The organism is Shewanella sp. N2AIL (assembly GCF_022690845.1).
Classification (GTDB): domain Bacteria; phylum Pseudomonadota; class Gammaproteobacteria; order Enterobacterales; family Shewanellaceae; genus Shewanella; species Shewanella baltica.
The window spans coordinates 1-248 of the sequence record NZ_JALBYT010000134.1; the positions used below are offsets into that span (position 1 = coordinate 1).

General features: G+C 48.0%; 1 protein-coding gene. It reads right to left on the reverse strand.

Annotation, left to right across the window (positions count from 1 at the left end; genetic code table 11):
- Positions 1-248 (reverse strand): transposase (locus MO387_RS21050; protein WP_242326525.1); only part of this gene is annotated, 248 nt, incomplete at both ends.

The following is a 248-nucleotide window of genomic DNA, read 5'->3' on the forward strand; positions in this document are numbered from 1 at the left end:
GGTGATATAACTCGCCGCATCCCTAAAACTCAGTTGATTAGGATGGACCGATGGCAAGCTTTTAGCCATCAGCAACATCTTATATCTAATGAGATTATAGGCCAGTAGCACGCCCCACAGCTCTTGAGTCACCAGCTCCGGTAGTTGACTGCGTAGCGTAAAACGGCTCTCCAACAGATGTTGTTTCATCTCTCTGTAGCCCAGTTCGATTTCCCATCGATGGGCATATAAGTCGACGATGTCTTCGC